Annotated in this window: 28 protein-coding genes; 19 read left to right on the top strand and 9 right to left on the bottom strand. The window is 68.7% G+C overall.

The window, feature by feature from the left end; genetic code table 11:
• Nucleotides 1-46: 46 nt before the first annotated feature.
• Nucleotides 47-781, bottom strand: coding sequence for an anti-sigma factor (locus PX554_RS01840; protein ID WP_275498465.1), 735 nt, complete (start codon nt 779-781; stop codon nt 47-49).
• The gene (locus PX554_RS01845) at nt 778-1362 is read right to left on the bottom strand and encodes a sigma-70 family RNA polymerase sigma factor (RefSeq protein WP_093225211.1); all 585 of its coding nucleotides are present in this window, start codon (nt 1360-1362) and stop codon (nt 778-780) included. Before PX554_RS01845 ends, PX554_RS01840 begins: the two co-directional genes overlap by 4 nt.
• 109 nt (nt 1363-1471) lie before the next feature.
• Between PX554_RS01845 and PX554_RS01850 the strand changes: the two genes are divergently transcribed.
• The 4 genes from PX554_RS01850 to PX554_RS01865 all read left to right on the top strand — a co-directional run bounded on the left by PX554_RS01850 (nt 1472) and on the right by PX554_RS01865 (nt 5026).
• Nucleotides 1472-1921: an RpiB/LacA/LacB family sugar-phosphate isomerase gene (locus PX554_RS01850; protein WP_093225209.1), complete on the top strand. Its 450-nt coding sequence runs from the start codon at nt 1472-1474 to the stop codon at nt 1919-1921.
• Nucleotides 1918-3243, top strand: coding sequence for a serine hydroxymethyltransferase (gene glyA / locus PX554_RS01855; RefSeq protein WP_093225208.1), 1326 nt, complete (start codon nt 1918-1920; stop codon nt 3241-3243). The genes PX554_RS01850 and glyA overlap by 4 nt, the downstream gene beginning before the upstream one ends.
• A 1-nt stretch (nt 3244) precedes the next feature.
• Nucleotides 3245-3721: a transcriptional regulator NrdR gene (gene nrdR, locus PX554_RS01860; protein ID WP_093225206.1), complete on the top strand. Its 477-nt coding sequence runs from the start codon at nt 3245-3247 to the stop codon at nt 3719-3721.
• Nucleotides 3722-3865: 144 nt separating this feature from the next.
• Entirely contained in the window at nt 3866-5026 is a 1161-nt protein-coding gene (locus tag PX554_RS01865; RefSeq protein ID WP_093225204.1) for a TrmH family RNA methyltransferase, read from the top strand.
• Nucleotides 5027-5115: 89 nt separating this feature from the next.
• Here PX554_RS01865 and PX554_RS01870 read toward each other — a convergent pair whose 3' ends face one another.
• Nucleotides 5116-6054 carry a phosphatase PAP2 family protein gene (locus PX554_RS01870; protein ID WP_275498473.1) on the bottom strand — a complete coding sequence of 313 codons (939 nt, stop codon included), beginning with the start codon at nt 6052-6054 and terminating at the stop codon, nt 5116-5118.
• Nucleotides 6055-6256: 202 nt separating this feature from the next.
• A complete protein-coding gene (locus tag PX554_RS01875) occupies nt 6257-6664 on the bottom strand; it encodes an EVE domain-containing protein (protein WP_275498475.1) in 408 nt (135 codons plus the stop codon).
• A gap of 154 nt (nt 6665-6818) precedes the next feature.
• Between PX554_RS01875 and PX554_RS01880 the strand changes: the two genes are divergently transcribed.
• Nucleotides 6819-7187: a hypothetical protein gene (locus PX554_RS01880; RefSeq protein WP_093225201.1), complete on the top strand. Its 369-nt coding sequence runs from the start codon at nt 6819-6821 to the stop codon at nt 7185-7187.
• 95 nt (nt 7188-7282) lie between these two features.
• Nucleotides 7283-7549 carry a DUF3297 family protein gene (locus tag PX554_RS01885; RefSeq protein WP_093225200.1) on the top strand — a complete coding sequence of 89 codons (267 nt, stop codon included), beginning with the start codon at nt 7283-7285 and terminating at the stop codon, nt 7547-7549.
• A 220-nt stretch (nt 7550-7769) separates the two neighbouring features.
• Here the strand turns inward: PX554_RS01885 and PX554_RS01890 are convergent, their stop codons facing one another.
• Both PX554_RS01890 and PX554_RS01895 read right to left on the bottom strand, forming a co-directional pair.
• Nucleotides 7770-8570, bottom strand: a complete 801-nt coding sequence (locus PX554_RS01890; protein WP_093225199.1) for a LytR/AlgR family response regulator transcription factor — start codon at nt 8568-8570, stop codon at nt 7770-7772.
• Nucleotides 8567-9673 (bottom strand): sensor histidine kinase, encoded by a 1107-nt coding sequence (locus tag PX554_RS01895; RefSeq protein ID WP_093225197.1) that lies wholly within the window; start codon nt 9671-9673, stop codon nt 8567-8569. Before PX554_RS01895 ends, PX554_RS01890 begins: the two co-directional genes overlap by 4 nt.
• 252 nt (nt 9674-9925) lie before the next feature.
• Between PX554_RS01895 and PX554_RS01900 the strand changes: the two genes are divergently transcribed.
• The 4 genes from PX554_RS01900 (at nt 9926) to PX554_RS01915 (ending at nt 14922) form a co-directional block, all read left to right on the top strand.
• Nucleotides 9926-11125 (top strand): toxic anion resistance protein, encoded by a 1200-nt coding sequence (locus PX554_RS01900; protein ID WP_275498482.1) that lies wholly within the window; start codon nt 9926-9928, stop codon nt 11123-11125.
• 1 nt (nt 11126) lies between these two features.
• Entirely contained in the window at nt 11127-11825 is a 699-nt protein-coding gene (locus PX554_RS01905) for an HAD family hydrolase (protein WP_275498484.1), read from the top strand.
• A gap of 68 nt (nt 11826-11893) precedes the next feature.
• Nucleotides 11894-13117 carry a GGDEF domain-containing protein gene (locus PX554_RS01910; RefSeq protein ID WP_275498486.1) on the top strand — a complete coding sequence of 408 codons (1224 nt, stop codon included), beginning with the start codon at nt 11894-11896 and terminating at the stop codon, nt 13115-13117.
• A gap of 482 nt (nt 13118-13599) precedes the next feature.
• On the top strand, nt 13600-14922 hold the full coding sequence (locus PX554_RS01915) for a glycosyltransferase (protein ID WP_275498488.1): 1323 nt from the start codon (nt 13600-13602) through the stop codon (nt 14920-14922).
• A 10-nt stretch (nt 14923-14932) separates the two neighbouring features.
• On the opposite strand, the gene PX554_RS01920 is transcribed toward PX554_RS01915, so the two are convergent.
• On the bottom strand, nt 14933-15637 hold the full coding sequence (locus PX554_RS01920) for a ferritin-like domain-containing protein (RefSeq protein ID WP_275498490.1): 705 nt from the start codon (nt 15635-15637) through the stop codon (nt 14933-14935).
• 191 nt (nt 15638-15828) lie between these two features.
• Between PX554_RS01920 and PX554_RS01925 the strand changes: the two genes are divergently transcribed.
• On the top strand, nt 15829-17406 hold the full coding sequence (locus PX554_RS01925; RefSeq protein WP_420833410.1) for an amidase: 1578 nt from the start codon (nt 15829-15831) through the stop codon (nt 17404-17406).
• A 109-nt stretch (nt 17407-17515) separates the two neighbouring features.
• On the opposite strand, the gene PX554_RS01930 is transcribed toward PX554_RS01925, so the two are convergent.
• A complete protein-coding gene (locus tag PX554_RS01930; RefSeq protein WP_275498951.1) occupies nt 17516-18052 on the bottom strand; it encodes a hypothetical protein in 537 nt (178 codons plus the stop codon).
• A gap of 132 nt (nt 18053-18184) precedes the next feature.
• Here PX554_RS01930 and PX554_RS01935 point away from each other — a divergent pair, with 132 nt between their 5' ends.
• Complete coding sequence (locus tag PX554_RS01935; protein ID WP_093225475.1) at nt 18185-18550, top strand: PRC-barrel domain-containing protein; 366 nt, start codon at nt 18185-18187, stop codon at nt 18548-18550.
• A gap of 219 nt (nt 18551-18769) precedes the next feature.
• Here PX554_RS01935 and PX554_RS01940 read toward each other — a convergent pair whose 3' ends face one another.
• Nucleotides 18770-19648 (bottom strand): tyrosine recombinase XerC, encoded by an 879-nt coding sequence (locus PX554_RS01940; protein ID WP_275498492.1) that lies wholly within the window; start codon nt 19646-19648, stop codon nt 18770-18772.
• 188 nt (nt 19649-19836) lie between these two features.
• On the opposite strand from PX554_RS01940, the gene PX554_RS01945 reads away from it, so the two are divergent.
• The 7 genes from PX554_RS01945 to PX554_RS01975 all read left to right on the top strand — a co-directional run bounded on the left by PX554_RS01945 (nt 19837) and on the right by PX554_RS01975 (nt 26777).
• Nucleotides 19837-22005, top strand: a complete 2169-nt coding sequence (locus PX554_RS01945) for a primosomal protein N' (RefSeq protein WP_093225185.1) — start codon at nt 19837-19839, stop codon at nt 22003-22005.
• Between the two features lie 106 nt (nt 22006-22111).
• Nucleotides 22112-23689: a S1C family serine protease gene (locus tag PX554_RS01950; protein WP_093225183.1), complete on the top strand. Its 1578-nt coding sequence runs from the start codon at nt 22112-22114 to the stop codon at nt 23687-23689.
• Between the two features lie 55 nt (nt 23690-23744).
• A complete protein-coding gene (argB, locus tag PX554_RS01955) occupies nt 23745-24644 on the top strand; it encodes an acetylglutamate kinase (protein WP_275498496.1) in 900 nt (299 codons plus the stop codon).
• A gap of 61 nt (nt 24645-24705) precedes the next feature.
• A complete protein-coding gene (locus PX554_RS01960; RefSeq protein ID WP_256326273.1) occupies nt 24706-25017 on the top strand; it encodes a YggT family protein in 312 nt (103 codons plus the stop codon).
• Nucleotides 24984-25307 (top strand): DUF167 family protein, encoded by a 324-nt coding sequence (locus PX554_RS01965; RefSeq protein ID WP_256326271.1) that lies wholly within the window; start codon nt 24984-24986, stop codon nt 25305-25307. The genes PX554_RS01960 and PX554_RS01965 overlap by 34 nt, the downstream gene beginning before the upstream one ends.
• A 4-nt stretch (nt 25308-25311) precedes the next feature.
• Complete coding sequence (gene folD, locus PX554_RS01970) at nt 25312-26187, top strand: bifunctional methylenetetrahydrofolate dehydrogenase/methenyltetrahydrofolate cyclohydrolase FolD (protein ID WP_093225179.1); 876 nt, start codon at nt 25312-25314, stop codon at nt 26185-26187.
• On the top strand, nt 26184-26777 hold the full coding sequence (locus tag PX554_RS01975; protein ID WP_093225177.1) for a hypothetical protein: 594 nt from the start codon (nt 26184-26186) through the stop codon (nt 26775-26777). The genes folD and PX554_RS01975 overlap by 4 nt, the downstream gene beginning before the upstream one ends.
• Nucleotides 26778-26787 lie beyond the last annotated feature (10 nt).

Raw genomic sequence — 26787 nt, forward strand, 5'->3', positions numbered from 1 at the left:
GCAGGTACGGGCGAGCCGGCGAATGGACGCACGGGCGGGCCGAAGCTCAGACTCGCGAGAGATCACCCTTCAACACGATCGCCCCGGTGGGAAGGCCGGTCGGCGAGCCACCCGCGGGCTCGATCGTGACCGCGAGCGTCGCGCCCACCGCCAACTGGCGGCGAATCGCGGACGCGGGCGTTACGCGCGTCGTCGCGCCCGCGCTGAGCAGCCCGAGCGAATGCGGCGTCTTGTCGGCGCCGATCACCCACAGTTCGGCGCTGCGCCCGGCGGCGGGCGTTTCGGCGGCGGTCAGCCGCAACACGCCACGGCCGGAATCGTACACGGCGGCGATCGCGGTGCCCTTGGCGGTCGGCGCGAGCGAGGCGACGAGCAGCGGCTGGGTGGGCGCGACGACCGGCGCGTGCGACGGCGGCGGCTCTTGTGGCGGACGCGCGACGACGAACACCAGCAGCCCCGCCGCAGCGACGCTGGTCAGACCCGCCACCATCGGCCAGAACCGTCCGCGCGCCGGTGCTGCCGCCGCGAACGGCGCATCGATCGACCGCTCGACCCGCTCGAATACGCCGTCCGGCGCGGCGACCTCCGTCCAGACGTTGAAGAGTTGCGCGAGATAGACGCGCCACGTCTCGACACGCTGAGCGAACCCGGGTTCGGCGAGGACACGGCGCAGCGCGGTTGCGCGCTCCTCACCCTCCAGCACGCCGAGCGCCAGTTCGGCGGCGGCGACATCGGGCAGATCTTCCGGTGGCAGATCGTCAGGTGTGCGAATGTCGTTCATGCCTCGAGACACTCCCGCAAGCGCGCGAGGCCACGCCGCACCCAGCTCTTCATCGTGCCGAGCGGCACGTTCATCCGTTCCGCCAGTTCGGCATAGGTCACGCCCTGGAAGAAGGCGGTGCGGATCGACTCGCGCTGGTTGCCGTCGAGTTCGTCGAGGCAGCGCAGCAGGCTGTGCGCCTCCTCGTCCGCGATCAGCGTCTCGCTCGCCAGCGGCGCGGCGTCGGCGACCTCGGGTGCTTCCTCGATCGGCGCTGAGCGGCGCGAACCCTGCACGCGCCGCCAGTCGATCGCGCGGTTGCGCGCGATCGTTGCCAGCCAGGTGATCGGGCTCGCGCGCGACGGTTCATAGGCCCCCGCCCGCTTCCACACCGTCAGATAGACATCATGTAACACATCCGCCGCCGCTTCCCGTTCACCGCAGATACGCAGGCAGATGCCAAAAAGCTTCGCATTGGTGCGAACATAGAGGTCGCGGAACGCCGCGCGATCCTCCTCGCCGGTGCGCACCAGAATCTCGGTGAGTTCCGCCCGCGCCGCCGCGTCGCGTCCTCGGGTCGGTGCGGCGGGCGGAACCGGCATGCGGCCCGCTCTATGATCTAACGTGAGCCGGGGCAACAGCGGTGTGGCATTTGCATGACGGTTTGCGTAAGAGCCGCGCGTCTGCATCGCCTCGGGGACTCGCGCCGTCTTGCACATCGCTTTCGCTTCCGATCACGCCGCCGTCGATCTCAAGGCGGCGCTCGTCGCCTGGGCGCGCGCCGCCGGGCACGAGGTCGCCGATCTCGGCCCAGAGACGGCGGACCGAGTCGATTATCCCGATTACGGCTACAAGCTCGCCGCGCACCTCGCCTCGGGCGCGGCCGATTTCGGCGTGGCGCTGTGCGGGTCTGGCATCGGCATCTCGATCGCGGTCAACCGCAATCCGGCGTGCCGCTGCGCTTTGGTGTCCGATCCCTATGCCGCCGCGCTCGCGCGCCAGCATAACGACGCCAATGTCATCGCGATGGGCGCGCGGCTGATCGGCCCCGACATGGCGCAGGCGTGCCTCGAATCCTTCCTCGCCGCCGCATTCGCCGGCGGCCGCCATCAACCCCGCGTCGACAAGCTCGGCGCCCTTGCCGAAAGGGAAAGCGCATGAGCACCCAGATCCTCGACCCCAAGCCCTTGAATCAGGTCCAGCCCGACGGCTTCTTCACGCGCGGCCTCGCCGACGCCGATCCCGCCGTGTTCGCCGGTGTGCGCCACGAACTCAAGCGCGAGCAGGACCAGATCGAGCTGATCGCGTCCGAAAACATCGTCTCGCGCGCGGTGCTCGAAGCGCAAGGCTCGGTGTTCACCAACAAATATGCGGAAGGATATCCCGGCAAGCGCTATTATCAGGGCTGCCACCCGTCGGACGAGGTCGAGCAGCTCGCGATCGACCGCGCCAAGCAGCTCTTCGGCTGCGGCTTCGCCAACGTCCAGCCGCATTCGGGTGCGCAGGCCAATGGCGCGGTGATGCTCGCGCTGGTCAAGCCGGGCGAGACCGTGATGGGGCTCAGCCTCGACGCCGGTGGCCACCTGACGCACGGCGCGCGCGCCGCGATGTCGGGCAAGTGGTTCAACGCGGTGCAGTACGGCGTCGATCCGGTCAGCCACCTGATCGATTACGACCAGGTCGCCGAGATCGCCCGCGCCAACAGCCCCAAGCTCATCATCGCCGGCGGCTCGGCCTATCCGCGCGAGATCGACTTCGCGAAGTTCCGCGCGATCGCCGATGAAGTCGGCGCCTATTTCATGGTCGATATGGCGCATTTCGCGGGCCTCGTCGCCGCCGGGCTCCACCCCTCGCCGCTCCCGCACGCGCATGTCGTCACCACCACCACGCACAAGACGCTGCGCGGACCGCGTGGCGGCATGGTGCTGACCAATGACGAGGCGATCGCCAAGAAGATCAACTCGGCGGTGTTCCCGGGGCTCCAGGGCGGCCCGCTGATGCACGTCATCGCCGCCAAGGCGGTGGCGTTCGGCGAAGCGCTGCGGCCTGAGTTCAAGACGTACGCCGCCGCGGTGATCGAGAACGCCAAGGTGCTCGCCGCGACGCTCAAGGAGCGCGGCGCAGAAGTCGTCTCGGGCGGCACCGACACGCACCTCGCGCTGATCGATCTCACCCCGCTCGGCGTCACCGGCAAGGATGCGGACGAAGCGCTCGAACGCGCCGGCATCACCTGCAACAAGAACGGCATCCCCAACGATCCGTTGCCGCCGACCAAGACCAGCGGCATCCGCGTCGGCTCGCCCGCCGGCACGACACGCGGCTTCGGCGTCGCCGAGTTCCGCGAGATCGGCAACATGGTCGCCGACGTGCTCGACGGTCTGCGCAAGAACGGCGAACAGGGCGACGCGCAGGTCGAGGCGGACGTGCGTACGCGCGTCGCGGCGCTGTGCGCGCGCTTCCCGATCTATCCGGAAGGGGTGTGATGTGCGCTGTCCCTTCTGCGGGCACGACGACAGCCAGGTAAAGGACAGCCGCCCCACCGAGGACGGGGCGGCGATCCGCCGCCGCCGCCAGTGCGAGGGCTGCGCGGCGCGCTTCACCACGTTCGAGCGGATCCAGCTCCGCGAACTGGTCGTGCTCAAGAGCGAGGGCGCGTCCGGCACCTTCCGCCGCGAACCCTTCGACCGCGAGAAGCTGCTCCGCTCGCTGCTAATCGCCGCGCGCAAACGCCCGATCGAGCCGGTGCGGCTGGAAAAGCTGGTCTCGGGCATCCAGCGCCAATTGGAAACGCAGGGCGAGACCGAAGTACCCTCGCAACGCATCGGCGAGATGGTGATGGAGGGCCTCAAGGGCATGGACTCGGTCGCCTATATCCGCTTCGCCAGCGTGTATAAGGACTTCCGCGAAGCCAAGGACTTCGAGGAGTTCGCCGGGAATGTCAGCGCGGTGGCGAAGGGGTAAGGCACCACCCGCGACCGTTCGTGTCGAGCGAAGTCGAGACACCGGCGCTGCGGACGACCCTCGACTTCGCTCGGGACGAACGGATGGTGCGTGTGCCCGCTATCGAGCTTGTCGAGATAGCGTATCGAGGGATAGAGCCGCGCGATGAGCTTTTGGGTCTACATCCTCCGCTGCGCTGACGGCAGCTATTACACTGGCCACACCGACAACCTCGAAACGCGGATCGGCCAGCACCAATCCGGGCAGATCGAAGGCTACACGCGCTCGCGCCTGCCGGTCGAGCTTATGTGGTCGCAGGACTTTCCGTCGCGCGTCGAAGCGCTGGAAGCTGAACAACGGATCAAGCCCTGGTCGCGTGCGAAGAAAGAAGCGTTGATCGCCTCGGACTGGGCGGCACTCAGCGTCGCGGCCATGCCGCCATCGGAACGACGCGAGCGTCAGCACGCTGTCCCTCGACTTCGCTCGGGACGAACGGAGGATGAAGGCGCGTCCATTTCCCCTCCCGTTCGTGCCGAGCGAAGTCGAGGCACCGCCCCCGCGCCCTCGCCGGGCGAAGCCGAGGCACCGCGCACCACCCCACCCCCCGTCATCGTCCTCGTCCGCCCGCAGCTCGGCGAGAACATCGGCAAGGCCGCGCGCGCGATGCTCAATTTCGGGCTCACCGAGATGCGCCTCGTCGCCCCGCGCGACGGCTGGCCCAATCCCGCCGCCGGCCCCGCCGCCTCGGGCGCGGACGTCGTGCTCGAACAGGCGCAGGTGTTCGATACGCTTGCCGAAGCGATCGCCGATTGCCCCAACGTCTATGCCACCACCGTCCGCAAGCGCGGCGTGACCAAGCCGGTCGTCACCCCGGAGGTGGCGGCGCGCGCGATCCATGCCGGGCCGGGCCGCACCGCGATCCTGTTCGGCCCCGAACGCTCGGGGCTGGAGACCGACGATGTCGCGGTCGCGCGCGAGATCATCACCGTGCCGATCAACCCCGAGTTCGGCTCGCTCAACCTCGCCCAGGCGGTGATCCTGGTCGCCTACGAATGGTCGAAGGGGATCGCGCTCGCGCAGCCGCCGGAGGTCGATCTGCCCGAGCCGGCGCCGCAGGAAGACCTCGACGGGATGATCGCGCAGCTCGACGCGATGCTGGTCGACGCCAATTTCTTCTATCCGCCCGATCGTACCGTCGCGACGCGGCGGACGCTGCGCACGCTGCTCACCAAGCCGGGCTGGTCGAGCCAGGAGGTGCGCACCCTGCGCGGCGTGCTCTCGGCGCTGGCGGGCGCCAAGCGCAAGAAGGAACCGCGCGAAAAATAACCGTTCGCCCTGAGCGAAGTCGAAGGGCGTGCCAGAAGCGCTCTCTAACGGATAGCTGCTTCGACACACTCAGCACGAACGGGGTGAATTCAAACCCGGCTCGGCCGCAGCTCCCGCGCCTCGCACCTCCCGCTCCCCCGCTCGGCGGCGACGAAGCCGACCACCGCGATCGCCACCAGCGCGACCAGCATGCCGAGGATCATGTCGGAAAGGTAATGCGTGCCCTCGATCGGCGTCGACAGCAGCATCGCCACGTTGATCGCGACCACCGCCCAGCGCAGCGGGCGGATCTGCCACCCCGCCGCGATGAACACGAACGCGGCGGCGGTGTGGAAGCTCGGCGCGGAGACCAGGCCGCGCAACTGGCCCAGGTCGATCACCGTGTCGCGCCCCGCGCGCAGCGCCGGGATCAGCCCCTCCTGCCAGGTCTCGCTCTCGGGCAGATACGGCAGCGGCCCGTGCCACAGATAGGAGAGCGGGCCGACCGCCGGCATCATCGGATACAACACCAACGTGATCGTCGCCGCCAGCCAGAAGGTCGCAAGGAAGCGATAGGCGTCGGCGTTACGCCCCTCCCACGCGAACCAGCCAAGGATCACCGCCGGGGTCAGATAGATGCTGCGATAGGCGGCGGTGCCGAGCACCTGCAGGCTGCGGTGCGCGGCGACGGTATCGTACATCCCGATCCAGTCGAAGCCGATCAGCCGGTCGGCATGCTGGAGCGCGGCATCGCTGAACCCCTGCGACATCGCCGCGAGCGGATAGGAGGCGACCGCGCCCATCAGCACCATCGCGGTCAGCGCGGCGTAGAAGGCGCCGGTCCGCGCCGCGATCACCAGCAGCGGCGCGCGCCACCGCCGTGCCGCGAGCCGCAGCGCCACGACCGTCAGCGCGGCGGCAGCGAACGGCAGGTTGCTCGGGCTCCACGGATCTATGCTCAGCCCGGCATGATGCAGCAGCGCCACCAACACGATAAACGACATCAGGAGGCCCGAGGCGATCCATTTGGGCGCGGAGGAGAGGGTCAACACGGTCGATCAGAAGCTCCGGGGTGCCGGGCGGCACGAGAGCCGTGCCACGCGAATCACGCACGCTATAGCGTGTTACACATAAATGACAGCCCTGTGCGCCGCACCGGATATCGGCGCGCTGAACCCGGCATGACATGGCTGTCATGCGGGCTGTCATCCGGGCTGTCATCCGGCGCTGTCATTCGCCGGGCCGGTGCGTTCAGGCGGTGAGACCGCCCAACGCGAGCACCACGCCCCATGCCTCCGCATCGACCGGACTGACCGACAGGCGCGACTGGCGCAGCATCTCCAGCCCGGCGAGCCGCGGCTCGGCCTTGATCGCCGCCAGCGTGACCGGTGTGGGCATCGCCGCCACCGGCGCGACCGCGACCGACACCCAGCGCGGCTGATCGCCGTCCTGCCGCGCGCTCCGCACGACCTCCATCACGCCGACGACGGCCTTCTCCTTGCCCGAATGGTAGAAGAACGCGCGGTCGCCCACCGCCATCGCCTTCAGGTGCAGCGCCGCCGCCGGGTTGCGCACCCCGGTCCACTCGGTCGTGCCCTCGGCGACCAGATCGGCCCAGGTATAACTTTCCGGTTCCGATTTCATCAGCCAATATGCCATTGTCCGCTCCGTGCCCGATCGCGCGTATAAACCGTGGCTTAACGCTCCATTCCGAGCGTGTTCAGACCGACTCGGCTAGTCAAGTGCAACAAGCTGGTCCACCGAAGCGTTACGTCGGTCTCTGCGGACGGGCTTTGATACGAGGAGGTTGGAGATGAACGCGTTTTTGAAGAAGGCCGGTCTCGGTGTCGCCCTCGCCGCGACCGCGCTGACGGCGGCGATGCCGGCCGAGGCGCAGTGGCGCGGCGGATATCGCGGCTATCGTGGTTATCATGGCTGGCACCGGGGCGGCGACGCGACCGGCGCGGCGCTGCTCGGCGGGATCGTCGGCCTGGGCGTCGGCGCGGCGATCGCCAGCAACAACCGCGGCTATGATCGTGGCTATTACGATGGCCCGCGCGGCTATTATGCCGGCCCGCCCGCATATTATTACGACGATTATTATCGCGCTCCGCGCTGCTGGTCGTCGTGGCGCTGGGATCCCTATTACGGGGAAAACGTCCGGGTCCGCGTCTGCAACTGATCCGGCCACGCTGAACGTCGAGACGGCGCGGGCTTCCCCCGCGCCGTTTTCGCATCTGGCCTTCCCGCATATTTTCCGCCAAGAGACGCGCCATCATGACCGACACGCCCCCCGATCGCCTTTCGTCCAACCCGCGCAGCCCGTTCTTCGACGAGGCCAAGCTCTCGCGCGGAATCGGCATCCGCTTCAAGGGCAAGGAGCGCAACGATGTCGAGGAATATTGCCGCTCCGAAGGCTGGATCCGCGTCGCGCTCGGCAAGAAGGTCGATCGCAACGGCCAGCCGCTGACGCTCAAACTGTCGGGCGAGGTCGAGGCCTGGTTCGAACGCCCGGCCGAGGGCGAGGAAGAGACCCAAGCCTAATCACGTCGCCCCGGCGAAGGCCGGGGCCGGCGCGGAATTTGGCGAGCCGGTTGCCCCGAACCCGGCGGCCCCGGCCTGCGCCGGGGCGACGGATATGGCGTTGCCCAACCGTTCGTGTCGAGCGCAGTCGAGACACCTGCGCTTCGGGCATGTCCCTCGACTTCGCTCGGGACGAACGGGGAGTGGGGAAAGTGCCCATCCGCACCTCCCGCACGTCACCTCAATGCACGAACCGCGCGACCACGTCGCGGTAGCTGCGGCTCACCTTCACCTGCGCGCCGCTCCCGAGCACCAGGAAGCATTCGCCGTTGGTGTGGGGCTTCACCTCTTTGACCAGATCGAGATTGACGATCGTCGAGCGATGCACGCGCTGGAAGCGGCGCGGGTCGAGCCGTTTCTCGAGATCCTTCATCGTCTCGCGCAGGATCAGCGTGTTGTCGCCGGTGTAGATGCACATATAGTCGCCCGCCGCATCGATCCGCTCGATCGTGTCGACATCGACGCGGAAGATCTGGCCGCGATCCTTGATGTTGATGAGCTTCTCGAACCGGCTCGCCGAGACCTGGTCGCCGCCCTCGACGATATCTTCCACCGAATCGGGCGCCACCTCGGCGAGCACCTCGCGCAGCCGGTCGACCTCCTCGACGCCGCGCTTCTCGGCGAGCCGCTGGCGCACGCGGTCGAGCGTGTCGGCGAGCCGCGCCTCGTCGACCGGCTTCATCAGATAGTCGGTCGCCTGCGCCTCGAACGCCTTCAGCGCATGGTCCGAATAGGCGGTCACGAACACGAACAGCGGCGGTTCGACCTCCATCAGCCCCTGCACCACCGAAAAGCCGTCGAACCCGGGCATCTGGATGTCGAGGAAGACGAGATCGGGTTTGTGGGTCTTGATGGCCCGGATCGCCTCGCGGCCGTTGGCGCATTTGTCGATGATCTCGACATCCTCATGCGCTTGCAGTCTCAGCTCGAGCCCCTGGATCGCCAGGGGTTCGTCATCGACCAATATGGTACGGATCGTCATGCGGCCTCTCTCTTCGGTTCCTCTAACTGGAACGGTATTTCAATCTCGACCCCGTATCCGCCCCCCGGGATCGAACGCGTTTCGAAGCGGTGGTCAGCCCCGAAGGTCTGCGCCAGCCGCTCCCTGATATTGGCGAGCCCCACGCCAGTGGATGCGCTTGACCGCGCTTTCGTTTCATACAAGCCCGGGCCGGTATCGGATACGCCGATCTGCACCCGATCCCCGCTCAGCCGCGCGGTGACGTTGATTTCGGCCCCCTCCTCCTTCGGCGTCACCGCATATTTGATCGCATTCTCGACGAGCGGCTGAAGCAGCAGCGACGGCAGCCGCGCCTGCGACACGCGCGGGTCGATATCGAAGCTCGGCCGCAGCCGGTCCTCGAACCGCATCTTTTCTATTTCGAGATAGAGCTTCAGCGTTTCAACCTCCTGCTGCAGCGTCACGTTGGCGGTCGGCTCGTTGGCCAGCGTGTAGCGCAGGAACGAGGACAGCCGGCTCAGCATCGCATTGGCGCGCTCGGTCTGCTTGAGCAGCACCAGCGTCGAGATCGAATTGAGCGTGTTGAACAGGAAATGCGGGTTGAGCTGGTAGCGCAACATCGCGAGCTGCGCCGAACTGGCGGTATTTTCCAGCGCCGCCATCTGGTCCATCTGCGCCTCGACGATCAGGTAGAAATTGATCCCGAAGTACAGCGCCGACCAGCCCGCCAGCACGGTGAAGTTGAGGAAGATCGTCCCCAGCACCAGCCCGAGGTTGAGCCCCGGATCGGCGAGCTTGATGAACGAGAAGGAGAAAGCGTCGAGCACCGAATACAGCACCGTCGCCACCGCGAGCGTGACGATGGTCAGCAGGATCGCGGCGAGCTGCCGCTGGCGCCGGTAGTAATGGTAGAGCGTCGAGAGCAGCAGCGTGATGCAATAGCCGACGATCGATTCGACGATCACCGGCACCACGCCCGAAATGTCCTGTCCGTTCGACACGCTGGAGACGCTGCGCAGCAGCAGATAGCCCGACCAGCCCGCCGCCTGCAGCCGCCAGAACGCGCGCCCCTTGTCCTCGAAAAACGGCCGCGAGAAGATCGCGGGAAGGGAAAACAGCGCCATCGGGCCATTCTAGCCCGAGCCGCAGCCAATCGCAAAATCGCCGCCCCGGCGCAGGCCGGGGCCGCTGCGTACTTCGGCGGATTGATCGCCCCAAACCCAACGGCCCCGGCCTCCGCCGGGGCGACAGTCGTGTCGCTTTCGCGGGGGAACCGGAACCGCTAGAGTGCGTCACAGCCAGAGATTGCAAAACCTCGTGTGTTATTTACATATAACAGCTTGAGACGGGCGAAACCCCCGCAAAGGAAAGAGACGATGGCCGATACCGACACGACCGAGCCGAGCCTGGTGCTGACCCCGCCCGACCCCGTGCCCGCGGTCGCGCCGGCGAAGGCGGCCGGGCTGGTGCCGGTCGACGACAAGGTCCGCACGCAATTGCAGGAGAAGGTCGCCGGCTTCGTCGACGAGCTGATCGCGCAGGACGTCAACTCGCCCGAATTCGGCAAGCGCGTCGATGCGATCGCCGCGATGGGGCAGAAGGAGATCCGCGACGCCGCCGGCCAGTCGAACCGCTTCCTCGACAGGCCCGTCAAGGCGATGGACAGCGAAAGCGGCGTCGGCGCCGACCTCACCGAACTGCGCCGCACGATCGAGAAGCTCGATCCCGCCGCCAACAGCAGCCTGCTGTCGGGCAAGGGTGGCCTCGTCAGCAAGATCTTCGGCGGCGGCATCACCAGCTATTTCGACAAATACCGCTCGTCGCAGACGCACATCAACGCGATCCTCAAGACGCTCGCGCGCGGCAAGGACGAGCTGTTGATGGACAATGCCGCGATCGACACCGAGCGCGCCAATCTGTGGGCGGCGATGGGCCGGCTCGAACAGATGATCGTCCTGTCCAGGGAAATGGACAGCCGGCTCGAGGACAAGGCCAACGAGCTCGACCATAGCGACCCCGCCAAGGCCAAGGCGATCCGCGAGACCGCGCTCTTCTACGTCCGCCAGCGCACGCAGGATCTGCTGACGCAGATGGCGGTGACGGTGCAGGGCTATCTCGCGCTCGATCTCGTCAAGAAGAACAATGTCGAGCTCATCAAGGGCGTCGATCGCGCCTCGACCACCACCGTCTCGGCGCTGCGCACGGCGGTGACCGTCGCGCAGGCGCTCGCCAACCAGAAGCTGGTGCTCGATCAGATCACCGCGCTCAACACCACCACCGCCAACATCATCGATTCGACCGGCAAGCTGCTCAAGAGCCAGACCGCCGCGATCCACGAACAGGCCGCCGCCTCGACGATCCCCGTCGAGACGCTCCAGCGCGCGTTCCAGAACATCTACGACACGATGGACGCGATCGACACGTTCAAGCTGAAGGCGCTCGATTCGATGAAGACGACGGTCAACACGCTGTCGAACGAGGTCGAGAAGTCGAAGGGCTATATCGCCCGCGCCGAAGGCGCCGCGCAAAACGCGGTTTCGGGCCCGAACAGCAGCTTCAAGCTGGAGGCGGTGTGACATGACCGACGTCGATCGCCAGATCGCGCGCACCAGCGAACTGCTCGACCGCACGCGCGACCGGGCCGCCGCGCAGCGCCGCCGCGCGCGCGGCACCACCAGCCTCGCCAAGCGGGCGACGCTGATCGTGGGCGCCGATCTCGCGATTATCGTGGCGACGATCGTCGTCGGCTGGATCATGCCGATCGGCATGGGCGGCGCGCTGCTCGTCGGCGCGCTGCTGCTCGCGGTGACGCTGATCCTCGCCTTCGCGCGGCTCGACACCCCGGTCGCGCCCGAAAGACTCGCGGAGGTGCCGCTAAAGGCGCTGCCCGCGCGCACCGAGCAGTGGCTGGAGACGCAGCGCCCGGCGCTGCCCGCGCCCGCGCAGACCTTGCTCGACGGCATCGGCACGCGGCTCGACACGCTCGCGCCGCAGCTCGCCACCCTCGACGAGCAGCAGCCCGCCGCGCTGGAGGTGCGCAAATTGCTGGGCGAACAACTCCCCGAGCTGATCCGCGGCTATGCCCGCGTCCCCGAGCCGCTGCGCGCGCAGGCCCGCAACGGCAAGTCCCCCGACGCGCAGCTCGCCGACAGTCTCCGCCTGATCGACACCGAAATCCGCGAGATGACCGAACAGCTCGCCCAGGGCGATCTCGATGCGCTCGCCACGCGCGGTCGGTTCCTGGAAATCAAATATCGCGACGAGGGCGCCGCCTAGCGGACCACGCGTTAACCCTTTTTCGAGTGGCCCCGGTGTATATTCGCCGCAAGAGGGGGCTTTCGGTCATGGATGGCGCGGTCTACGCTCTGATCGTCAATGCCTGCGCGGCGCTGCTGTTCGCGGTCGCCTTCGCCGTCATCCGCTTTTCCTATCACAGCCAGCGCGCGGTCGAATGGTTCTGCGCGAGCTACACGCTCGTCATGCTGGCGCCGCTCAGCGAACTCGGCGTCCGCTTCAGCGCCTGGAGCCCGCTGTTCGTCGCGACGAGCTACGCGAGCCTGCTCCTCTCCACGCTGGCGACGTCGCTCGGGTTGGCGGCGATGTCGGGCCGCGCCTTGCCGTGGCGCGCGGCGGCGGCCATCCTCGTCGGCGGGGCGGTGCTGCGCGCGGTGATCTGGGGCGGCCATCGCAACGCCTTGCCCTATGAGATGGCATACCAGGCGCCGTTCGCCGCCGCCTCGGCGCTTTCGGCGCTGGTCGCGATCCGCACCGTGCGCGAACGCGGCGGCCGGTTATGGACGGCGGTGGCGATCCTGTTCGCGGTCAGCACCGTCTATTTCCTGGCGAAGCCGGTGTTCGCCAGCACCTTCGGCTCGGGTGCGAGCGCCCGGGAATACGCCAGCAGCAAATACGCCTTGTTCTCGCAGGCGACCGGCGGGTTGCTCCTCATCACCGTGGGGCTGCTCATTTTGCTCATCGCGGTCGAACAGGCGATGGGCCGCACCATTCTCGAATCCGAGACCGACCCGCTGACCGGCGTCGCCAATCGCCGTGGCTTCGAACGCGCCGCCGCACGGATGATCGCCCATGCGGGGCGGACCCGCGAACCGCTCGCGCTGGCGATGTTCGATCTCGACCATTTCAAGCGCGTCAACGATACCTACGGCCACGCCGCCGGGGATGCGGTGATCCGCGCCTTCGCCGATCTGCTGCTGAAGATGGCGCCCCGCTCGGCGACGGTCGCCCGGCTCGGCGGCGAGGAGTTCGTGCTCCTGCTCGATCGCACCACGCTCAAAGGCGCGTGGCACGTCGCCACGGCGATCCGCAAGGCCCTGCCCGGCATCGCGCATCTGCCCAATATCACGGCAAGCGGCGGCATCGCCCAGTTGAAGCCGGGCGACACGCTGGCCACGCTGCTCGAACGTGCCGATCAACGCGCCTACGAAGCCAAATTCTCGGGCCGCGACCGCATCGTGCCCAACCCGCCCGGCGTGGTGAGCGCGCCCGTGCGCGCGGTGCCGGCGGAGGGGGCGCCAAAGGACGAGCCGAAGGATGCGGAGACGCGCTGAGGCAGGGCCAGCGCAGGCGGAAGAGAATCGTCGAAACACCACGCTATTACAAGGCTTGTTTCGCAAAATAATCTGATTCAAAAGCGATTCGTGCCCAACCCTGGGTACGCCGTCTTAACAAGCGAAAGGAGGTGATCCGATGTCTCATGGTTCAGCAATGGGGTCGGTTCAGTTCGTTCGGGGGACGCACCGCTAAGCTTCGCGGAGGCGACGGGGAGGATCATCTCCCATCCAACGTCGCGCCTTTCCGCTGAGGACTTGCGGTTCGCATGGTCTCCCAAGCTGGAGCTTCCGGCCGCTGACCATGTCAGGAGGTTGCCGGGTGCCGAAAGGCCCCGGCAGCCTCTTTTCATTTTCATACCATGTCTGCCGGGCTCGCTCGCCCGCTGCGCGCATCGCCGCCCCGCCGCCGGTCGCATTTCCCACTTCGGAACAATCCCGAGATTGACGATCGCCGCGCGATTCCACAGGAAGGCGGCGGCATGCGCAAGATTGTCCTAACCACCATCGGAACGCTCGGCGATCTGCATCCCTTCATCGCCATCGCGCAGGCGCTGCGCCGCCACGGCTTCGCGCCCGTGCTCGCGGTGGCGGAGGATCAGCTCGCCAAATGCCGCGCGGCGGGGATCGAGGCGGCGGCGGTGCTGCCGGGGTTCGATTCGGTGCAGCGCCGGCTCGGTCTCGCCGAGGACGAAGCCGTAAAGCGCATCATGGGCGACCAGATCGAGATGCTCGATCAGGTGCTGCTCCCGGCCTTGCCCGCCTGTATCGACAAGCTCGAAACGGTCGCCGCCGGCGCCGAGGCGATCATCGCCTCCACCTTCGTGTTCGCCGCCCCGATCGTCGCGGAGAAGCACGGCATACCGCTGATCTCGGTGGTGTTGCAGCCGATGGCGATCCTGTCCGCGTACGATCCGCCCTGCACCCCCGATTTCTGGATGATGAAGCACGCGCCCAACAGCGTCGTCGGCCGGCTGTGGAACCGCGCGGTGTACGGCACGATGCGTGTCGCGGTGCAGCTCAAATGCGGGCCGGAGGTCGATCGCGCCCGCGCCGCCCAGCGCCTGCCGCGCAAGAGCGCGCGGCGGCTGCTCGAGGCGAGCGAACGCTCGGCGCTGACGCTCGCCACCTATTCGCGCCATTTCAGCCCACTCCCACCCGACGCGCCCGCCAATGCCCGGCTGGTCGGCTTCCCGATCTTCGACAGCCAGAGCGGTGCCGAGGAAACGCTCGATCCCGCGCTCGCCGCCTTCCTCGCCGATGGCCCCGCGCCGATCATCTTCACGCTCGGCAGCTTCGCGGTCCACTGCCCCGGCAATTTCTACGCCGAGGCGGCGGCGGCGGCGCGCGCGCTCGGGCGGCGCGCGGTGCTGCTCACCGGGCATGGCGCGCCGCGCCGCGACGGTGACATCTTCCGCTGCGCCTATGCGCCGCACTCGCTGCTGTTCCCGGCGGCGGCGGCGGTGGTCCACCACGGTGGCGCCGGCACCACCGGCCAGGCGCTGCGCGCCGGCAAGCCGCAGCTCGTCGTCCCGCACATGGGCGACCAATATGATCACGGCCAGCGGATCGAGCGGCTCGGCGTCGGCCTGTCGATGAAGGCGCACCGCTTCACCGCGACGCGCGCCGCGCGCATGATCGCCCGCCTGCTCGACGATCCCGCTTATGCCGCCGCCGCCGCCCGGATCGGCGCGCAGGTCGCGCGCGAAAACGGTGCCGACGCGGCCGCCGCCGCGATCGCCGAAGCGCTCGGCCCGGCCCGCGCGCCCGCGCGCGCCTTCGTTCCCCGCCTCGCGATGGCGTGAGGCGCGGGCGTCAGCCCGGCCGTTCCGCCACCGCCGGCGCGAGCCCGGCGGGATGCTGTGGCGACGGCTGCACCTCTCCCGCATCCGCCCAGTCCCGGCTGCGCGGCAGCCGGGGGTTGAGGAACAGCAGCGGCAGCTTCACGAACAGCAATTCGCGGTGGATCCAGAAGTCGATCAGCTTCTCGCGCCGCCGCGCCTGGCGCCGGCCGGTGCGCGCCAGCCAGTCCTGATACGGCTGCCAGTGGCTCGGCTCGTCGCGCTCGACGATGCGGAAGATCTTCATCAGCACCGGATCGGAGCGGACCAGCCGCGATCTCAACAGCACCTCGACCTGTTTCATGCCCCGCATCTCGGTGAGCATGATGACCCGGCACAACCGCTCGAACATCGCCTCGCTCGCGATCACCGCCTGCGTGTCGAGCGCGTCGATGGTCGATCCGAACACGATCTCGACGAACCGGTCGATATGCCCGCACCCGCGGTCCACCGACAGCGGCATGCACCCGCGCAGTTCGAACCAGCGCCGGAACATCACATAATGTTTGCGCTCGTCGGCGCGGTGCTTGCGGATCGCGGCGATGAACGCGGCGTCGTCGGGGCAATGCGCCCGCACCGCCTCCAGCACGCGGTCGATGCTCGTATAGCCGCGATGCTCGTTGTAGATGTAGATCGATCCGAGCACGTCGAGATAGCGGCGTCTTAGGGCGTCGAACATCGTCGGTTGTGTCACCCTTTCAGGGCCGCGCGCGGCCGTCTCTCCGATGCCTCTTCGGGCTTTCGCCCACGATAGCATCGTCGCGGCGCGCTGCACCATCCTTTCTGCCGGCTTGCCGGATCGATCGGCCGGCCGCATGATCGCCGCGCTCTTGCCGCGACGGCCGAGCTGCGCGCGGCGGGGAGAAAACGATGCGTCTTGGAGTGTTCATGCTCGCGGTCGCCACCGCCGCGCCGCTTGCCGCACAGACGCGCGTCGAGGAAATCTCGATCGCCGAACTGGATGCGCGCCTCGCCGCCGGCAAGGCGACCAGCCAGGGTCTGACCCGCGCCTATCTCGCGCGCATCGCGGCGATGGACCGCAAGGGTCCGGCGCTCCACGCGGTGATCGCGCTCAACCCCGATGCGCTGGCGGCGGCGCGCGCGAGCGATGCGCGCCGCCGCGCCGGCCACCCGCTCGGCCCGCTCGACGGCATCCCCGTGCTCATCAAGGACAATATCGAAACCGCCGATCCAATCGCCACCACCGCCGGCAGCCTCGCGCTCAAGGACAATGTCACCGGCCGCGACGCGCCGCTGGTCGCGCGGCTGCGCGCAGGCGGCGCGGTGATCCTCGGCAAGACCAACCTCAGCGAATGGGCCAACATCCGCTCGAACCATTCGATGAGCGGCTGGAGCGCGGTCGGCGGGCTGGTCCGCAACCCCTATGCGCTCGATCGTACCGCCTGCGGCTCGTCGAGCGGATCGGGCGCGGCGGTCGCGGCGAGCTTCGCGGCGGCGGCGGTCGGCACCGAGACCGACGGATCGGTGGTGTGCCCTTCGGCGATGAACGGGCTGGTCGGGCTGAAGCCGACGCTCGGCCTCGTCAGCCGCACCCATGTCGTGCCGATCAGCCACAGCCAGGACACGCCGGGCCCGATGGCGCGCGGCGTCGCGGACGTCGCGATCCTGCTCGACGGGATGGTCGGCTTCGACCCCGCCGATCCGGCCAGCCGCAACATCCAGTATGTCGCGGCGCATTCCTACGCCGCCGACCTCAAGCGCGCGAGCCTGCGCGGGGTTCGCATCGCGGTGCTCCACCCCGATATGCCCGAGGCGATGAAGCCGGCCTATGCCGCCGCGCTCGCCGTACTCAAAGCGCAGGGCGCGGTGCTGGTGGATGTCGACATGCCCAAGCTCGACGGTCTCGGTGAGGCGGAGACGCAAGTGCTCCATACCGAACTCAAGGCCGATCTCGACGCCTATCTCGCCACCACGCCGCCGACCGTGAAGACGCGCACGCTCGCCGACGTGATCGCCTTCAACCAGGCCAACGCCACGGCGGAGATGCCGTTCTTCGGACAGGAGACGTTTCTCGAAGCCGCCAAGACCAACGGCCTCGCCGATCCCGAGTATCTCGGCGCGCTCGCCAAATTGCGGCGGCTCGCCGGCAAGCAGGGTATCGACGCGATGCTCGCGCAGGCGAACGCGACGCTGATCGTCGCGCCGACCTACGGCCTGCCGTGGCTCAGCGACACCGTCTCCGGCGACGGCGGCGAAGGCCCGAGCGCGAGCCAGTTGCCGGCGGTCTCCGGCTATCCGCACCTCACCGTGCCGATGGGCCTCGTCAAAGGGCTGCCGGTCGGCCTGTCGTTCATCGCCACCGCGATGGGCGACCAGACCGTGCTCGATGCGGGCTATGTCTACGAACAGGCGTCGCGCGCGCGCGTCGCGCCGCGCTATCTGCCGGTCGCGGATGTGGCGCCGGGCGCGGCGCCCGAGCATGAATAGCCCATAACGCCACCCCAACCCGTTCGGGTCGAGCGAAGTCGAGACACATCGCGCAAGCTCGGCCACACGCCCCTCGCCTTCGCTCGGGACGAACGGATCGTAAAGCGCGTTACGTCCGGCAATCCTCGGTGACGCGCCCGATCTCGGCCCAGGCCGGGATCACCAGTGTCGGATAACCCGCCTGCTCGATCACGAACCGCCCGCGGCTGAACGCCATCGCGTCGAGCAGCGAATCGCGCGGCGTCAGCGCGACCGCCAAATAGGGCGTCGCGCCCCCGGTCGGGGTGAGGCTCAGCGTGCGCGCGGTGCTGGTGGTGCGGATCGTCGCGGCCCCCGCACCCCCTGCGCCGGCGCGCGACAGATAGACCATCCGCGCGCCGGTGTCGCAGCGAAGCGTCAGCACCGCGTCGGAGCCGGGCGTGCCGTATAGCGCGAGCGATCCGCGCGCGTCGCGCCGGTACACCCAGTCGCCCGGCGTCAGCGGCCAGTCGCGCCAGTCCGCCGTCGCGGGGGGCGGCGCGGGCGGCGGCGGCGCGACCGGTCGGGCCGCCACCACCGGCGCCGGGCGGGGCGGCGGCGGGGCCGGCGCGACGCATCCCGCCACGGCGAGACTGAGGGCGACGGCGGAGAGGAAACATGCGCGCATTCCCGCGCTATGGGGGATGCGCGCGCCCGGCTCAACCATTCGCGTCGCGCGCGCGACGAAATGCCGCGCCGCCACGATCAGGAACCGCGAGCGCCACCCGGCCGTTACGCAACCGACACAGAGGGATTTCCGATGACAGACCAACCCGCCACGCAATTGCTGATCTCCTCGAACCGCAGCGACGCGATGAAGGTGCGCAGCCGCGACGGCGAACGGATCGGGTCGGTCCATGCCTTCATGATCGACAAGCGCAGCGGCCACGCGCTCTACGCGGTGCTGACGATCGGCGGCTTCCTCGGCATGGGCAAGGCGTTCTATCCGCTACCCTTCGCGCTGCTCGATTTCGATCCCGTCGCCGACGCCTATGTCGTCACGATCGACCGCCGCGTGCTCGAAGGCGGCCCGAGCTGGGCCAACAACGCCCCCGATTTCGACCAGGCCTATGCCGATCGCGTCGCCAGTTACTATTCGGTGCCGGCTGAGAATTTGGCGGTGTAACCGCCTTCGGACAAAAAAGTCCCGTTCGTGCTGAGCCTGTCGAAGCACGTGCCCCGCACCCGCTGTCACCTGCGGCACGCCCTTCGACAAGCTCAGGGCGAACGGACGGGCAAATAGTACGTCCCGCGAACGCTCAGACAGACAGCGCCGCAGGCAATCTCACTCTTTTCTTCTTCTCTCCGCGCCTCCGCGCCTCCGCGTGCGAAAACGCCCCGCCCGTCACGCCCGAGGATGCGCATTCCGATACACATCGAGCAGATGCGCCGCATCGACCGCCGTATAGATCTGCGTCGACCCCAGGCTCGCATGCCCGAGCAGCTCCTGCAACGCGCGCAGATCGGCTCCGCGCCCGAGCAGATGCGTCGCGAAACTGTGCCGCAGCGCGTGCGGCGTCGTCCGCTCGGGCAGCCCCAGCCGCACCCGCGCCTTCTGCACCGCGCGGCGGATCAGCCCGGGCGCGAGCGGCCCGCCCTTCGCGCCGCGAAACAGCGGCGCCTCGCGCCCAAGCGCATAGGGACAGAGCGCGACATAGTCCTCCACCGCCGCGCGCACCTGCGGCAGCAGCGGCACGATCCGCGTCTTGGCGCGCTTGCCGGTGACGACCAAGGTCTCGCCGAGCGGCAGCGCCGCGCCGGTAAGCCCGACCGCCTCGCCGATCCGCAGCCCCGCGCCGTACAGCAGCAGTAGCACCGCGAGATCGCGCGCGCCGATCCACGCTTCGTCACGATCCTCGGCGACCTCGTCGGCGAGCGCGACCGCCTCGTCGGGCGAGATCGGGCGCGGCACGCCCTTCTTGACGCGCGGCCCGGCAAGGCGCGGCACCGCGACACCCGCGAAGCCGAGGAACGCCCGCACCGCCGACAGCTCGCGCGCCGCCGAGGCGTTGCCGATCCCGCCGCCCGTGTCGGCGCCACGCCGCATCGCCAGAAACGCGCGCAAATCCGCAGCGGTCAGCGCCTCCAATGCGGGCGGCCCGCCGGTGTGCGCCTGCAGGAAGGCGAGCAACCGCTCCGCCGTCGCCTGATATGCCCGCACGGTATGCGCCGAACGCCGCCGGTCACACGCGAGATGCTCGGCAAAGGCCTGGGGGAGGGTCATGTGTGTCGCTTACAACAACCCGTCGCCCCGGCGAAGCCTGTCCTGAGCGGCTGGCTTGCCAGCCAGCCGAAGGGGCCGGGGCCGCTGTGTTTGGTGCGATCGTCCCGCCAGTCACACAGCGGCCCCGGCCTTCGCCGGGGCGACGGACAAGTCGCCTTTTCCCACACCACCTCCTAAATACCCCCAGAATGTCCCGCGCCCGCGTCCTCGTCATGAACTCCGCGCTCGGCCCGCTCGATTACCGCGTGCCGCACGGCATGCGCGTCGAGCCGGGCTCGGTCGTGGTCGCGCCGCTCGGGCCGCGCCAGTTGCTCGGCATCGTGTGGGAACCCGATCGCATGCCGTCGGACGCCGAGGTCGGCGACAACCGGCTGCGCAACCTGCTCGCGGTGCTGCCGGTACCCCCGCTCGCCGCCCCTTTGCGGCGGCTGATCGAATGGACCGCAGACTATTATCTCGCCGCCCCCGCCGCGGTCGCGCGGATGGCGCTCGCCTCGACCTCGGCGCTCGAAGGCGCCAAGCTCGTCACCGAATATCGCGCCACCGGCGAAGTGCCCGATCGGCTCACCCCGCAACGCGAACAGGCGCTCGAACGGATCGGCGCGCATCAGGGCCTGATCCGCGAACTCGCCACGATCGCCGACGTGTCCGACGCGGTGATCCGCGGCCTCGTCAAGACCGGCGCGATCGAGGCCGTGTCGGTCGATATCGACCAGCCCTTCCCCATCCCCGACCCCGCCCACGGCGCCCCCGCGCTCAGCGCCGACCAGCGCGCCGCCGCCGCCACGCTCGTCGCCGATGTCGATGCGAGCCGCTTCCAGCCCACCCTGCTCGACGGCGTGACCGGATCGGGCAAGACCGAAGTCTATTTCGAGGCGGTCGCCGCCGCCATCGCGCAAGGCAAGCAGACGCTCGTCCTGCTTCCCGAGATCGCGCTGACCGAACCCTTTCTCAAGCGCTTCGCCGCGCGCTTCGGCTGCGCGCCGGTCGCGTGGCACTCGGGCTTGCGCCAATCGCAACGCCGCCGCGCCTGGCGGCAGATCGCTGACGGTCAGGCGCTGGTCACGGTCGGGGCGCGCTCGGCGCTGTTCCTCCCCTACGCCAATCTCGGCCTCATCATCGTCGATGAAGCGCATGAGACCAGCTTCAAGCAGGAGGAAGGCGTCCATTATCACGCGCGCGATGTCGCGGTGATGCGTGGCAAATTCGAAAGCTGCCCGGTCATCCTCGCCTCGGCCACGCCCGCGATCGAAACCCGCCAGCAGGTCGCCGCCGGCCGCTACGCCGAGGTCAAGCTGCCCGGCCGCTGGGGCGCCGCCGAAATGCCGTCGATCGCACCGATCGACCTGATCGCCGAACCGCCCGAACGCGGCCGCTGGATCGCGCCGCGTCTGGTCAAGGCGATCGAAGAGACGCTCGGCCGCCGCGAACAGGCGCTCTTGTTCCTCAACCGGCGCGGCTATGCGCCGCTGACGCTCTGCCGAACCTGCGGCCACCGCTTCCAATGCCCGAACTGCACGTCGTGGATGGTCGAGCACCGGCTGGTGCGCCGGCTCGCCTGCCACCACTGCGGCCATACCGAACCGGTGCCGCGCGTCTGCCCCGAATGCGGCACCGAGGATACTTTGGTGCCGGTCGGCCCCGGCGTCGAGCGCATCGCCGACGAGGTCAAACTGCTCTTTCCCGAAGCCAAGGTCGCGGTCGTCACCTCGGACACGATCTGGTCCCCCGCCAAGGCCGCCGAATTCGTCGGCCGGATGGAGGCGCACGACATCGACCTGATCGTCGGCACGCAATTGGTGACGAAGGGCTATCATTTCCCCAATTTGACCCTGGTCGGGGTGATCGACGCCGATCTCGGCCTCGAAGGCGGCGACCTGCGCGCGAGCGAGCGCACCTTCCAGCAGATCATGCAGGTCGCCGGGCGCGCTGGGCGCGGCGCCAAGCCCGGCCACGTCTATCTCCAGACGCACAGCCCGAACGCCGGCGTGATGCGCGCGCTCATCACCGGCGATGCCGAGGCGTTCTACGCGGCCGAGACCGAGAACCGCCGCGAAGCCGGCGCGCCGCCGTTCGGCCGCTTCGCGGCGATCGTCGTGTCGAGCGAGGACCAGGCGGCGGCGCAGGAGGCGGCCAAGGCGATCGGCCGCGCCGCGCCGAACATCGAGGCGATGCACGTCTACGGCCCCGCCCCCGCCCCGCTCGCGATGCTGCGCGGCCGCCACCGCTTCCGCCTGCTCGTCCACGCCAAACGCGCGCTCGACGTGCAGGACGTGATCCGCACCTGGCTCGGCGGCGTGGACTGGTCGGCCAAGGTGCGCGTGGTGGTGGATGTGGACCCGTATAATTTCCTGTGAGCTGGCGCGCCGCGAACCGGCTTTTGGGGCGAGCGATCGCTGCGGCGCGATACCGCGCGTGCTTTTGGCCTGTCCTACACCGCCGCTTCCTGTCAAAATTGGGGCGATGACCATTCCATCCCGCTCACGCCCCACGCGCCGCTCGCCCGTGCGCGTTCTAGGCAACCTTAGCCACTTTTGCGCGCTCCTGCTCGCGCTGCTGACGCTCGCCGCCCCCGCCCACGCCGACGATATCGGCGCGACCGCGCGCGGCGTCGTGCGCGTCGTCACGATCGCGATGGTCGATGGCGAAGTCGTCGGTTTCGGCCACGGCAGCGGCTTCGCCGTCGCGCCGAACCGCATCGTCACCAACGCGCATGTCGTCGAACTCGCGCAGAAATACCCCGACAACGTCGTCGTCGGCGTCGTCCCGTCGGAGGGCAGCAAGAGCTACGAAGGCAAGGTGATCGCGCTCGACGCCAAACGCGATCTCGCGATCGTCGAATTCACCGGCGGCCGGCTCCCGCCCACGACGATCTACAGTGGCCCGATCGACGAGGGCAGCGCCGTCACCGCGCTCGGCTATCCCGGCAACGTCGATCTCGCCACCGCGCAATCGGCGACCGATTACATCCACCCGCTCACGCCGATCCGCACCGAAGGCGTGTTCTCCGGGCGGCGGATCATGACCGGTGTGCAGGTGCTGCTCCACACCGCCGGCATCGCGCGCGGCAATTCGGGCGGCCCGCTGCTCGATCCGTGCGGGCGCGTGCTCGGCGTCAACTCGGCGATCACGCATGGCGACGAGGGCGACACCAGCTTCGGCTTCGCGATCGCCGACAGCGAGTTGACCGCGTTCCTCGCCGCCGCCAACCAGCCGTACGGCGCGGTCGGTTTGCCGTGCACCAGCCTCGCCGACACGCTGAAGCGCGACAGCGACGCCGACGCGCAGGCGAACGCGCAGGCCGAGGCGGCGAAGCGCGACGCCGCCGCCAAATCCGCCGCCGCGCGCGAAGCCGCGCTCGCCAAGGCGCGCGCCGATGTCGAGAACAACCGCGAGGACGTGATGGCGCTGGCCGCGGTGCTGCTCGTGCTCGGCGCGCTCGGTGTCGGCGGCGCGGGGCTGCTCGAAGTGCGCGGCGAACGGCGCTGGGCGATTGGCGTCGGCGCGGGCGGCGTGCTGCTGATGGTCGCGGCGGCGATCGTGTTCCTCAACCGCCCGACCGGCGAACCCGTGCTGCCGCCCGAGACGGTGGCGGTCGCGACGCCGGCCCCGCCCGCCGGCGAAGCGGCGGCCGGCAAGTTGCTCTGCTCGGTCGTGCCCGAACGCAGCCGCATCGTCTCGTCCTCGACCGAGGACGTGAAGCTCGATTGGGGCGCGGACGGCTGCATGAACGGCCGCACGCAATATGCCGAGGACGGGGCGAAGTGGGACCGGTTCCTCGTTCCGAACGAGGAGCAGACCGCGTCGCTGCTCCAGTTCGATCCCGCGACCAGAACCTACACTGCGCTACGCTACTTCCTCGGCGCGGACCAGATGGACGCGCTGCGCAAGATCCGCTCGCAGATCCCGCTCAAGGCCTGTTCGGCCGATCCCGCCGCGCGCGCCGCGCTCGCCACGCAGCAGGGCGCGATCCGCGCGGCTTTGCCCGCCTATCCCAACGAGAAGATCGTCTATCGCTGCACCGCCGATACGACGCCGTGATTTCCGCGCGCACGCCCCCTACTCAGCGCACGCGGAAGCCTGTAAGCGGCGCGGCATGACCGATCACACGCCCCACGCCTCGCTGCTCGCCAAGGCCGAAACGCTCGTCGAGGCGCTGCCCTATATGCAGCTCCACGAAGGCACGACCTTCGTCGTCAAATATGGCGGGCACGCGATGGGCGATCCCGAGGCGGCGCGCGATTTCGCCGAGGACGTCGTGCTGATGAAGGCGGTCGGCATCAATCCGGTCGTCGTCCACGGCGGCGGGCCGCAGATCGGCGCGATGCTCAAGCGGCTCGGCGTCGAATCGCGCTTCGTCGATGGCCTGCGCGTCACCGACGCCGAGACCGCACGGATCGCCGAAATGGTGCTGGCGGGGTCGATCAACAAGGAGATCGTCGGCTGGATCGATCAGGCCGGCGGCCGCGCGGTCGGCATTTCGGGACGCGACGCCAATTTCGTCACCGCGGAGAAGGTCGGTCGCTCCACCCCGGACAAGCTCCAGGGCATCGAACGCCATGTCGATCTCGGCTTCGTCGGCGAACCCGTCGCGGTCGACCGGCGCATCATCGATACGCTCTCCGACGCGGGTGTGATCCCGGTGATCGCTCCGATCGCGCACGGCACCGACGGCCAGACCTACAACATCAACGCCGATACGATGGCCGGCGCGATCGCCGCCGCGCTCGGCGCGAAGCGCTTCTTCCTGCTCACCGACGTGGCGGGCGTGCTCGACAAGAACAAGGAACTCGTGACCGATCTCGATCCCGCCGGTGTCGCCGCGCTGCGCGCCGATGGCACGATCAGCGGCGGCATGATCCCCAAGCTCGAAACCTGCGTGATGGCGGTCGAGCAGGGCGTCGAGGCGGCGGTGATCCTCGATGGGCGGGTGCCGCACGCGATGCTGCTCGAAATCTTCACCAAGCGCGGCGCGGGTACGCTCGTCCACGCGTAAACTGTCGCGCGGGCGCGCTGTCTAAGCTACTATCGGTCGATCGCAGCGTCGGGAGATTTCGTTGGCCTCGTTTTTCATCATGTTGCTCAACATCGTCCAGATCCTGCTGGACGTGGCGAGCTTCATCATCATCGCGCAGTTCATCGTGTCGATCCTGATCTCGTTCAACGTGGTCAACACGAGCAACGAGGTGGTGCGCTCGCTCGATCGCGGGCTGAGCGTCATCACCGAGCCGGTGTACCGGCCGATCCGCCGCATGCTGCCGAACACCGGCGCGATCGATTTCGCGCCGCTGGTCGTGCTCATCATCATCCGAATCCTCGATCTCGCGGTGCTGCCGTGGCTGTATGGTCTGGCGGTATCGGCGGGTTGAGCGCGTGGCGGCATAGCGGCGACGGCATCGACATCGCCGTCCGGGTGACGCCGCGTGGGGGCCGCGAGGCGCTCGGACGGGGCACGGACGCGCATTTCGCGGCGCGGATCGCCGCCGCGCCGGTGGACGGCGCCGCCAATGCCGCGCTGCTCGCGCTCGTCGCGCGCGAGTTCGGCGTCGCGAAGCGGTCGGTGACGCTGACCGGCGGTGCCACCGCACGGCTCAAGCGTCTGCACATCACGGGCGATCCAGCGGCGCTGGGGGTGATCGCCCAGGAGCGAATGGGGTGACGGCATGAGCGCGAACATCATCGACGGCAAGGCGTTCGCCTTGGCCCTGCGCGAGCGGATCGCGGTGCAGGTTTCGGATTTCGTGAGCGCGGCGGGGCGCAAGCCCGGCCTCGCGGTGGTGCTGGTCGGCGAAGACCCGGCCTCCGCCGTCTATGTCCGCTCGAAAGGCAAGGCGACGGTCGCCGCCGGCATGGCGAGCTTCGAGCATCGCCTGCCCGCCGACGTGTCGCAGGATGACCTGCTCGCGCTGGTCGATACGCTCAACGCCGATCCGGCGGTGGATGGCATCCTCGTCCAACTGCCGCTGCCGGGGCACCTCGACGAACTCGCGGTGACGACGCGGATCGACCCCGACAAGGATGTCGACGGCTTCCATCCGGTCAACGCCGGGCGGCTCGCCACCGGGCTCGAGGGCTTCGTGCCCTGCACCCCGCTCGGCTGCGTGATGCTGCTCAAGGATCAGCTCGGCGATTTGACCGGGCTCGACGCGGTGGTGATCGGGCGGTCGAACATCGTCGGCAAGCCGATGGCGCAATTGCTGCTCAAGGAAAGCTGCACCGTCACGATCGCGCACTCGCGCACGCGCGATCTGTCGAGCGTGGTCAAACGTGCCGACATCGTCGTCGCGGCGGTCGGGCGGCCCGAGATGGTCAAGGGTGAATGGATCAAACCCGGCGCGACCGTGATAGACGTCGGCATCAACCGCACCGCGACCGGGCTGGTCGGCGACGTGGATTTCGGCGGCGCGGCGAGCGTCGCCGGCGCGATCACGCCAGTGCCCGGCGGGGTCGGCCCGATGACGATAGCGGTGCTGCTGCGCAACACCCTGGTCTCGGCCGCCCGCCGCGACGGCGTCGCGATCGACGAGGCCGCGCTGTGATCGTCGCGCTGCTGCTCGCCGCCGCCGTTCCGCAGACCGCGATCGATGCCGAACTCGCCTTCGCCGAGGCGGCGCGCGGCGAAGGCCAGTGGACCGCGTTCCGCCGCTTCGCCGCGCCCGACGCGGTGATGTTCGTGCCCGACGCCGTGAAGGCGCAGGACTGGCTCCAGAATCGCGACGATCCCGCCACCGCGACGCGCTGGCAGCCGGCGGTGAGCTATGTTTCGTGCGACGGCTTCTGGGCGGTCAACACCGGCGGCTGGCAGCGCCCCGACGGCACCAGCGGCTATTTCACGACGATCTGGCACCGCGGCAAGCGCCACTGGCGCTGGGTGTTCGACCATGGCGACACCACCGCGGGGGCGCGGATCATCCCGCCCAAGCCAGTGGTCCGCCACGCCGCGTGCAGCGGCAAGGACGCGCACACGTTCGGCGTCGATGCCGACGCCGGGTTCGGATCGTCGGGCGACCAGACGCTGCGCTGGCGCTGGAACGTGACCTACACCAAGGGCCGCACGCTCTCGGTCGAACTGTGGGACGGAAGCCAATATCAGCGCGTCATCAACGACGTGGTCGCGCCCCCGCAATGATCGCCGCGCG

The sequence above is a fragment of the Sphingomonas pollutisoli genome (assembly GCF_029167165.1).
Lineage (GTDB): Bacteria > Pseudomonadota > Alphaproteobacteria > Sphingomonadales > Sphingomonadaceae > Sphingomonas > Sphingomonas pollutisoli.

What these genes read in the sequence shown, in the direction of transcription:
- PX554_RS01840 (WP_275498465.1), bottom strand. Translation starts at nt 781, where the DNA reads ATGAACGACATTCGCACACCTGACGATCTGCCACCGGAAGATCTGCCC.
- PX554_RS01845 (WP_093225211.1), bottom strand. Translation starts at nt 1,362, where the DNA reads ATGCCGGTTCCGCCCGCCGCACCGACCCGAGGACGCGACGCGGCGGCG.
- glyA (WP_093225208.1), top strand. Translation starts at nt 1,918, where the DNA reads ATGAGCACCCAGATCCTCGACCCCAAGCCCTTGAATCAGGTCCAGCCC.
- PX554_RS01865 (WP_093225204.1), top strand. Translation starts at nt 3,866, where the DNA reads ATGAGCTTTTGGGTCTACATCCTCCGCTGCGCTGACGGCAGCTATTAC.
- PX554_RS01875 (WP_275498475.1), bottom strand. Translation starts at nt 6,664, where the DNA reads ATGGCATATTGGCTGATGAAATCGGAACCGGAAAGTTATACCTGGGCC.
- PX554_RS01880 (WP_093225201.1), top strand. Translation starts at nt 6,819, where the DNA reads ATGAACGCGTTTTTGAAGAAGGCCGGTCTCGGTGTCGCCCTCGCCGCG.
- PX554_RS01885 (WP_093225200.1), top strand. Translation starts at nt 7,283, where the DNA reads ATGACCGACACGCCCCCCGATCGCCTTTCGTCCAACCCGCGCAGCCCG.
- PX554_RS01890 (WP_093225199.1), bottom strand. Translation starts at nt 8,570, where the DNA reads ATGACGATCCGTACCATATTGGTCGATGACGAACCCCTGGCGATCCAG.
- PX554_RS01895 (WP_093225197.1), bottom strand. Translation starts at nt 9,673, where the DNA reads ATGGCGCTGTTTTCCCTTCCCGCGATCTTCTCGCGGCCGTTTTTCGAG.
- PX554_RS01900 (WP_275498482.1), top strand. Translation starts at nt 9,926, where the DNA reads ATGGCCGATACCGACACGACCGAGCCGAGCCTGGTGCTGACCCCGCCC.
- PX554_RS01905 (WP_275498484.1), top strand. Translation starts at nt 11,127, where the DNA reads ATGACCGACGTCGATCGCCAGATCGCGCGCACCAGCGAACTGCTCGAC.
- PX554_RS01910 (WP_275498486.1), top strand. Translation starts at nt 11,894, where the DNA reads ATGGATGGCGCGGTCTACGCTCTGATCGTCAATGCCTGCGCGGCGCTG.
- PX554_RS01915 (WP_275498488.1), top strand. Translation starts at nt 13,600, where the DNA reads ATGCGCAAGATTGTCCTAACCACCATCGGAACGCTCGGCGATCTGCAT.
- PX554_RS01920 (WP_275498490.1), bottom strand. Translation starts at nt 15,637, where the DNA reads ATGTTCGACGCCCTAAGACGCCGCTATCTCGACGTGCTCGGATCGATC.
- PX554_RS01925 (WP_420833410.1), top strand. Translation starts at nt 15,829, where the DNA reads ATGCGTCTTGGAGTGTTCATGCTCGCGGTCGCCACCGCCGCGCCGCTT.
- PX554_RS01930 (WP_275498951.1), bottom strand. Translation starts at nt 18,052, where the DNA reads ATGCGCGCATGTTTCCTCTCCGCCGTCGCCCTCAGTCTCGCCGTGGCG.
- PX554_RS01935 (WP_093225475.1), top strand. Translation starts at nt 18,185, where the DNA reads ATGACAGACCAACCCGCCACGCAATTGCTGATCTCCTCGAACCGCAGC.
- PX554_RS01940 (WP_275498492.1), bottom strand. Translation starts at nt 19,648, where the DNA reads ATGACCCTCCCCCAGGCCTTTGCCGAGCATCTCGCGTGTGACCGGCGG.
- PX554_RS01945 (WP_093225185.1), top strand. Translation starts at nt 19,837, where the DNA reads ATGTCCCGCGCCCGCGTCCTCGTCATGAACTCCGCGCTCGGCCCGCTC.
- PX554_RS01950 (WP_093225183.1), top strand. Translation starts at nt 22,112, where the DNA reads ATGACCATTCCATCCCGCTCACGCCCCACGCGCCGCTCGCCCGTGCGC.
- argB (WP_275498496.1), top strand. Translation starts at nt 23,745, where the DNA reads ATGACCGATCACACGCCCCACGCCTCGCTGCTCGCCAAGGCCGAAACG.
- folD (WP_093225179.1), top strand. Translation starts at nt 25,312, where the DNA reads ATGAGCGCGAACATCATCGACGGCAAGGCGTTCGCCTTGGCCCTGCGC.